5 protein-coding genes are annotated in these 8,819 nt (G+C 44.4%); all 5 read left to right on the top strand.

The annotated features are described in order from the left end of the window. The first annotated feature begins 204 nt into the window (after positions 1 to 204). The 5 genes from DP73_RS17620 to DP73_RS22145 all read left to right on the top strand — a co-directional run bounded on the left by DP73_RS17620 (position 205) and on the right by DP73_RS22145 (position 8,814). Positions 205 to 1,737, top strand: a complete 1,533-nt coding sequence (locus DP73_RS17620) for an ABC transporter ATP-binding protein (RefSeq protein ID WP_034601261.1) — start codon at positions 205 to 207, stop codon at positions 1,735 to 1,737. Further along, positions 1,724 to 2,791: an ABC transporter permease gene (locus DP73_RS17615; RefSeq protein WP_348982456.1), complete on the top strand. Its 1,068-nt coding sequence runs from the start codon at positions 1,724 to 1,726 to the stop codon at positions 2,789 to 2,791. Before DP73_RS17620 ends, DP73_RS17615 begins: the two co-directional genes overlap by 14 nt. Continuing rightward, the gene (locus tag DP73_RS17610; RefSeq protein ID WP_034601260.1) at positions 2,788 to 3,702 is read left to right on the top strand and encodes an ABC transporter permease; all 915 of its coding nucleotides are present in this window, start codon (positions 2,788 to 2,790) and stop codon (positions 3,700 to 3,702) included. The genes DP73_RS17615 and DP73_RS17610 overlap by 4 nt, the downstream gene beginning before the upstream one ends. 350 nt (positions 3,703 to 4,052) lie before the next feature. Further along, the gene (locus DP73_RS23575; protein ID WP_165574427.1) at positions 4,053 to 4,205 is read left to right on the top strand and encodes a hypothetical protein; all 153 of its coding nucleotides are present in this window, start codon (positions 4,053 to 4,055) and stop codon (positions 4,203 to 4,205) included. 451 nt (positions 4,206 to 4,656) lie between these two features. Next, positions 4,657 to 8,814 (top strand): cell wall-binding repeat-containing protein, encoded by a 4,158-nt coding sequence (locus DP73_RS22145; RefSeq protein ID WP_052090803.1) that lies wholly within the window; start codon positions 4,657 to 4,659, stop codon positions 8,812 to 8,814. Positions 8,815 to 8,819 lie beyond the last annotated feature (5 nt).

Raw genomic sequence — 8,819 nt, 5'->3', positions numbered from 1 at the left:
CCTCTCCATGCAATGGGTTCGCTCCTGTGGACGAATCTGCCTTCTTGCGGGGCTAGGGATACTTCTGCACATTATTCGGGTCAATTTTTTAGAGTAGAGTTGAAGTTCGTTTGTTTTAGTTATAAAGACTCAAGGATAAATAAATAAATCAAAAAATAGCGGTTCCGAGAGGTGCCTCTATTTTTTTGAATAGGTGGTGAAATTGTGGAGACAGCTTTTTTTGAACTTAGGGGGATCAGTAAATACTTTGCCAAAGTTATAGCTAATCAAGATGTTTCTTTCTCCATTCAAAGAGGGGAAGTTTTAGCTTTGTTGGGAGAAAACGGAGCAGGTAAAAGTACGATTATGAAGATCCTCTACGGATTATATAAGGCTGACGAAGGGAAGCTATTTAAAGATGGCAAGGAGATAAAAATAGATTCGCCCAAGGAAGCCATGGAGCTGGGGATTTCCATGATCCAACAGCATTTTTCTCTGGTGCCTGCTCACACAGTGACCGAAAATATTATCTTAGGCAATGTTAAGGGAATAATTGAGCAGAAGTTGCTTGGCGAAGAAATCAAAAGGTTGGCCAAGCTTTATGGCTTCGAGCTTAATCCTGATGACTATATCCGCGACTTGGCCGTGGGTGTTCAACAAAAGGTAGAAATTTTAAAGGCCCTGTATCAAAAAACCAATCTGTTAATTATGGATGAACCAACGGCAGTTCTCACCCCTCAAGAGGCTGAAAACCTTATGAGCTTTGTCAGGGATTTTACCGCCCAAGGGAATTCGGTTATTTTTATTACCCACAAGTTAAAAGAGGTCATGAGTGTTGCGGATCGGATTATTGTCATGAGGGCAGGAAGGGTCTATGGAGACATAAAACGGGCTGAGACCAATGAACTGGAATTATCCAAATTGATGATCGGCCGAGATTTAAATTGGGTAACTAAAGATGAGCGGCAGGAATCTCTTGATCAGGAAGTGCGCTTGGAACTCCAACAGGTTACCCTGCAGGAGAAAACCGGGGTTCCGGCCTTGAAGGATATTTCGTTGACCTTGCACAAAGGAGAAATTCTGGGGATTGCAGGGGTTAGCGGCAATGGTCAGCAGGAACTCTGCGAAATAGTGAGTGGTGCTCTTTTGCCCACAAAGGGAAGAGTCTTTTTAGATGGGGAGGATATTACTGAACGGAAAATCAGAGACAGGATTGATTTGGGAATTGGCTATGTTCCTGCGGACAGAAGCAGTGACGGCATGATTATGGATATGTCCATTGCCGAGAATATGCTGCTGAAGAGTAGTTATGATAAAAAATGGCAAAAGCGTGGGTTTATTGACAAGCAAAAGCTTAATCAATACGCCTTACAGGAGATCCAAGACTATTCAATTAAGGCTCCTTCCCCGGAGACCATTGCTCGGGGTTTATCAGGGGGCAATCAACAAAAAGTAGTTTTAGCCAGGGAAGTGGATAATGGAGAGAAGGTAATCGTCTTCGATCAACCGACCAGAGGGTTAGATCTGGGTGCGGTTAACCACATTCACCAAGTTATTCTTAAGGAACGTGCCAAAGGAAAAAGTATTTTACTGGTTTCTACTGAGCTTTCGGAGATTTTTGCCCTTTCTGACAGGATTGCGATCTTGTATAAGGGCGAAATACAAGGGGTATTTAACAGTGCGGAGCTTACCACGGAAAAGATTGGTCTGTTAATGGCCGGATTTCGCGAAGGAGAGGTGAGCAATGATGCAGGCTAAGCTAAGAGATCTCCTGATTACCAATATACTGGCCATTGTCTTAGGACTCGTTGCCAGTGGGTTGATGCTACTTTTTCTGGGCAAAAATCCTGTTAACGCCTATAGCGTATTAATCACCTCGGTGGTGCGCGACGGCTATACCTTTGCTGACATCTTTGTGAAAGCAACCCCCTTAATGTTCACTGCTTTAGCCTTTGCTTTTACCTACAAAGCTAATTTATACAATATCGGTGCCCAGGGGCAGTTTTACATTGGTGCGGTAATTGCCGCCGCCGGATCCTTGTTTCTTCAGAACATCCTACCAGGTTGGCTTGTTCTGATTATTACCTTGCTCCTAACCATTGTTGGCGGAGGCCTCTGGGGGGCATTTGTCGGTTTTGTCAAGGCTAGGTACAATTCCAATGAATTTTTAGTTAGCATGATGTCCACATATGTGGCTTTGGCCATTATGAATTATTTGTTGCGAACCTTTCTCATAGAAGGGAAAGCTGAATACCCTCAAACGGATGCCCTGTCTGCGGCTGTTTGGCTGCCTCGTCTCATTCCCGGTACCAGGCTGCACATTGGTTTTGTTTTGGCAGTGCTGACCTGTGTTGGGGTTTGGGTTCTGCTATACAAGACAACCTTGGGTTATCGCATCCGGGCTGTAGGTTATAATGCGGGAGCAGCAGAGATGTCAGGCATCAATGCCAAGAAACTTTATATCCTGGCCTTTTTTATCAGTGGAGCCTTAGCAGGAGTGGCAGGATTTACGGAAGTTAACGGGGTGCAGCATATGTTGGTTCAGGGCTTTAATCCAGACCTGGGAGCAGCTGGGATTGGCATTGCAATTTTAGCCAATGGCAACCCCATAGGCATAATTTTTGCCGCTACTTTATTTGGTGCGCTGAAGGTTGGTGGTACTATTATGGGGCAAATGTCAGGGATCCCCTCAAGTATCATTGAATTGATGCAAGGCTTTGTGATGGTATTTGTCATTCTTTCGTATTTTGTTCGGACCTGGTTGGAAAATAACCGGGAAAAACGCAAATTACAAAAGGCGGTGGCAAAATGATCTTTTTGTTAAGTACAACAATCATGATGGGGACGCCATTGCTGTTTGGAGCTCTAGCAGAAGTCATTGCCGAACGAACAGGGATGATGGTAACGGCTATTGAAGGGATCTTTTTAATGGGAGCTTGGGCTGGTTTTGTGGGAGGGTATTTAAGCGGTAGTTTGACCCTGGGATTTTTATCGGCCATGCTGGCCGGTTTATTGGTAGCAGCTTTATATGGCTGGATTTGCATCTATTTAAAGCAGCATCAAGTGGTTACAGGGGTGGCCATCAATCTTTTGGCAGTGGGCCTTTGTTCATTTTTGTACCGGGTCATTTTTGGAGTTCCTATAACTCCGCTAACCGTTAATCCTTTAGCAACGATTCCAATTCCTCTACTTTCAGATATTCCTCTGCTTGGGCCAATACTGTTTAATCAAACTATATTGACCTACATTATCTATTTGTTGGCACCCCTCTCTTATTTCATGCTCTATAAAACTTCTATCGGTTTAACCATCCGGTCCGCCGGGGAAAATCCTGAAGCGGTGGATGTGGCAGGCATCAATGTTCTTAGGGTTCGCTTTCTTACGGTGCTGTTAGCAGGGGTTATGGGTGGAGTAGCCGGTGCTTTTTATTCCATTGGTTTTCTGGGCATGTTTACGACGAATATTATTGGTGGTCGTGGCTGGATTGCTTTTGCCATTTGCTTCTTAGGTAATTGGAATCCCAAAGGAGCAGTTATTGGTACCCTGGCTTTCGGATTTGCCGAAGCAATTGCTATTTATATGCAGTCTACAGGGAACAGTGCTTTATTTCCCAACGAATTATTTATTGCTCTGCCCTATATTATGACGATTGTTTTAACGGTTTCCAGAAAATCTTTTAGTGTACCTGCTAAATTGGGAGTTCCTTATGTGAAAGAAAATTAACTCCCTAGTGGCCTCAGCAAGAGCGGGGCACCTCACTGAAGGTAAGCAAAAATAACCATTCAAGATATGAAAGCGGTGGTCTGGATATTCCTGGTACCTCCTTAATCGCGATAAGAAAGCCTGTCCCGGAACGTATTAGTTTCCGGGACAGGCTTTCTTATACTTTCCTTTTATTTGTCGAAAAATAAATATATAGGAGAACGAATAATCGCATTTATATTTAATAGATATTCGAAATAAAGTATATGCTTAATATTTAAAAATACGTTTGTCAAATAATTGGTTAGGGGCTTAACCGGTATCTCAAAAAGCACGACCTGTCCCTCGATGATCTAAAGCCGGCCTGCTATATGGATAGCACACAAGGAGTTATGCAGGCAGTCTCCTGCGGGATGGGGATTTCCTTCCTTTCGAAGGCAGCAACTGCTCCTTATGTGCAAATGGGTCTGGTGAAAACCATCGAGGTTGACCACCAGTTTTTCCTGCGCTGGTTCAACTGTTAAAGAAGGATATGGTGTTATCTCCGGTGCAGAAGCTATTTGTAGATTTTATCGCACAATATTACTACGGAATAAAGGAACCAGCATAGCTTTGTGCGCGTATTTTCCTATATCCTGTCTTTATCTCCGCACTGTGCACAGCTATATAGAGGCAGTTGAACAAAACGGGAGCTGCAATAGTCAGTAACGATAATGCTGCGATGGAATGCACTCTGCATATTCATCGCTTTTTTAGGTCAATATTGGATCGTCCAACATTGAACCATTTAATAATTTAGAAGGATTTTAGCTTTTTTAGCGAATAAAGAGATAGTTATTTAATGATTACTCAGTAAGACTGGAGGAGGACAATAATCTGAAAACTGATAGTAAAACAAATAGCTTTAGGCGGGGAAGAATTCGATTCAAATTTGTAAGCGCTTTAACATTACTGGCATTTATTGTTTCCGTTTGTATGTCTAGTATCATAGTTCTTCCCCAAACGGTCAGTGCTACAGATACTAGGATTACTGCAATTAGTGCGTACCTTACTTATACCTTAGCTTTAAAAAGCGACGGTACTGTTTGGGGATGGGGGTATGGGCCATTAGGAGATGATGATGCGCATTCGGACTCCTTAATTCCGTTTAAGGTTGACAATTTGACAGGAGTAAAAGCTATTAGTGCCGGTGGAGGTGTAGCTCTCGCACTCAAAACTGATGGCACTGTTTGGAGCTGGGGATACAATCTCAATGGCTCCTTGGGGGATGGCACTACAACCTATAGGAATTTGCCAGGTAAAGTTTTAAATTTAAGTGGAATTACAGCCATTTCTGCTGGTTTAGACCATGGTTTGGCTCTGAAAAACGACGGTACTGTATGGGCTTGGGGATCAAATCATTATGGTTCGTTAGGGGATGGCACTACTATTGATCGATGGCTACCAATTCAGGTTCCGGGACTAAGGAATGTGGTAAGCATTGAAACTTATGACCATTCCAGTTATGCGATTAAAGCTGATGGTTCCGTATGGGCCTGGGGGTTAAATCAAGATGGTCAACTAGGAGATGGAACTCGAAACGATCAATGGTCACCAATAAATACAGGAATTACGAATGTGAAAACCGTTATTGCGAGAGGACACTCTGCTGCAGCACTCAAGCTGGACGGGTCGGTTTGGCAGTGGGGTTACGGCGTAAAAGACCAGGGAATAACTCAACAAACCCCGGTTCAAGTCCCCGGACTCAGTCACGTTATAGCAGTCTCAGGAGGAGGAAGCAGTTTTATTGCAATTCTCCAGGATCAAACTGTCTGGACTTGGGGAGCAAATGCGCTGGCCGGGGATGGGACTATGAAGTTTATTCCTGAGCCTGTGAAGGTTCAGGGCCTCAGTGGAAAGTATTCTGATATTGCTGGTATTGGAGGGTTTAACCTAGCGCTCAAAACAGACGGTACGGTCTGGGCTTGGGGAAATAACCAGTCGGGGGAATTGGGAGATGGGACAAGGCTCAGTAAGTTTGTGCCTATTAAGAATTTAGTAGATCAGACTCCGATTGCACCAAGTGTAGGCAGTGTTAACTTCGAGAAGGAACTTTATACTCAACCCTATGAAATCAGCGTCACTTTTACGAAACCTATGCTCGATTCCAGCTTTAATGCCGATAATATCAGACTGACTGGTGATGATGGATTGGAGGTAGCTTTAAACTTAGAGCAAGATATCAATAACTTAAATATGATGAGGGCTGTCATTAAGACCCTGACTCCTTTATCGCTTGGAAAGCATTATACTCTGCAGCTCATTAACCTTATGGATATTGATGGACTAAGATTGCAGGCTTATTCGTATGATTTCTCTGTGACACTCCCATTTGATCCCTACCAAAATGGAGTTAGCGCGGGAGGAATGCACAGTTTATATTCTGTTGATGGTCGTGCATTGGCATGGGGGGATAATTCCTCCGGACAGTTAGGTGACGGTACCAATATCCTAAGATCAACTCCAGTCCAAATCCAAGGGCTGAAAACCCGAACATCCAATGTCGCTGCCGGAGAAACACATAGTCTGGCCTTGCTGGAGGATCAAAGTGTCGCTGCTTGGGGCAGCAATAATCACGGTCAGGTAGGAGATGGTACGCTCACAAACCAGACTACGGCAGTTGAAGTTCAAAATTTAGTCGACATTGTGGCAATAGCCGCAGGTAGTCAGCACAGCCTAGCTCTCAAAGGAGATGGCACAGTTTGGGCTTGGGGAGATAACAGCTCTGGGCAACTGGGGGACGGTACCCAAACGGAGCGCCTGACGCCTATACAAATAAATGGGTTAAATTCGGTAATCAGCATCGCCGCAGGCGGAGATATTAGTATGGCCCTTACTAAGGACGGTAAAGTCTGGACTTGGGGTAGTAATCTATATGGTCAACTTGGTAACGGAACGACAAATAACCAGACGACACCGGTTCTCCTACCCAGCCTAACGGATATTACGGCCGTTTCAGCTGGATGGACACACAGTTTAGCCCTAAAAAAGGATGGCAGTGTCTGGGCATGGGGGGACAACCGTGATGGAATTCTTGGTACGGGAAGTACGAGTGATTATAGTTCAGTCCCCCTTCAGGTTCAGAGCTTATCCAGTATTACTGCAATTTCTGCAGGAAAGCAATTTAGCTTAGCAAATACCAATCAGCAAACTCTATGGGCATGGGGCCGCAACGAATACAATCAATTGGGGGATGGCAGCCCGGCGAAAGTTAAATCGACCCCTGTTAAAGTTGAATCCATTACCGACCAACCCCTTTCTCAGAGCATTTCCGCGGGTGGTTATCACGCTTTATTCGGAACCAGCGATCTATTAGCATGGGGTTACAATGCTTTTGGGCAATTAGGTAAGGGTATTACTGAGCACGTTTCAACTCCAGAGGACACATTTGTCCAGAATTATCCATCTCATTTTCGCGAATCAGGTCAAGAAGCACCGGATACCGCTATACGAATCTCCAAGGCAGGATGGTCCTATGGTACTGAGGCAGTAGTATTAGTGAATCAGAATGCTTATGCTGATGCTCTCCCGGGGACAGTTTTGGCAACGTCAGTGAAGGCCCCTATTCTGCTCACGGATGCTAAGACTTTAACGGCCTCAACGTCTATAGAGCTTCAGCGGCTGCAGCCCAAAACCGTCTTTATCCTTGGAGGAACCTCGGTTGTATCTCAGCAAATTGAGCAAGAGTTAAAAGGCCGTAATCTAAACGTCCTTAGAATTAGTGGGTACGATCAGTACGAAACATCTTCCAAAATTGCCCGGTATTTGCTTGACCATCGGCTTATATCACAGGGGAAAGCAGTTTTAGCTTATGGCGAAAACTTTCCGGATGCCTTAGCAGTGTCATCGTTAGCAGCTTACCAGGGCATGCCGATTCTCCTTACCAGAACACACAGTTTACCGAGTTACACCCAGAAGGTCTTAAAGGAGTTACAAGCATCAGAGACCATTGTTGTCGGAGGTACGGCTGTCATAGGGGCGGAGGTGGCAAATCAGCTGCCAGGCATGAAGCGTTATGCGGGAAATGATAAATACGATACTGCTGTTGCAATAGCTGAAAGTATGCAGGCTGATCTTAATACGATTTTTGTAGCTACAGGTGAGCAATTTCCGGATGCTTTGGCTGGATCTGTCTTGGCAGCCAGAACAAACAGTCCGATCATCCTAGTTAATAAGAATCTCCCAACCGTAAGCGCTTACTTCATTGAATCCCATAAAGATGAAATCAAGAAGACGATGCTCTTAGGGGGCATGGCTGTCGTACCAGGAACGATATTGGATAAAATATCATATATTCTGAATCCGTGGCAAACGTCCCCAGAACCTTCAAATCCCGAATCCGCTCCAACGAATACCCAGTCGCCCTCTCCTGATGTCCCAAGTCTGACTGAGCCGCAAATCTTAGTTGCTTCAGATTCAAGTCGAAAAGTATATGAACCTGTGAATATCAGGCTTGATAAAATGAGTGATGGCAACATTTATCCGAAGAAGGATTTGACCCTAAAATGGAGCGAGGTAGAAGCGCCTAATTATCTTATTAAAGTCCAAACTAAATCCACTGATTCCTCGGAGTACAAGGTAATCTTTTGGGCTTTTGTTGGTCCAGTGTATTCATACACCTTACCGGCGTCGATGCTCACTGAGGGAAACGATTATCGGATTACAGTAGCAGCAACCACAGGTACTAACCGCCGAGCCCCTGACTACAAAGAGTGGTATGCCGAAGGGGGGTATTATCCATCAATGGGGGTTAAGATTTCGATTCACACGTTAATGCCGGCAACATTTGTCTACCCTTCCAGCGGTGCAAATGTACCAAAGGGAGACACAATAATCCAATGGAATACCTTTGATTGGAAAGATAAAGATGGGAATTATGAGGTCGATTACGCTGTGGAGCTTAGAGACTTAACAACAAATCAATGGCTGACTAGTTCTATTGATCCAAATCTAGGCAGGAACCGCCATTTAATTAGCAAGTCTATGCTTACGACCGGCCACACCTATCGGTTTATTGTTAAAGCAGGGATTGATGGGTGGAATTTTTTTCCTGATAATCACAAAGTATCATTTACTACGTTTACTGTAAGATAGCCTTT

It is taken from the genome of Desulfosporosinus sp. HMP52, from assembly GCF_000765145.1.
In the GTDB taxonomy this organism is placed as follows: Bacteria; Bacillota; Desulfitobacteriia; order Desulfitobacteriales; family Desulfitobacteriaceae; genus Desulfosporosinus.
Note: the sequence above shows the minus strand (reverse complement) of the source record. Positions and strands in the feature narration are given on the sequence as shown.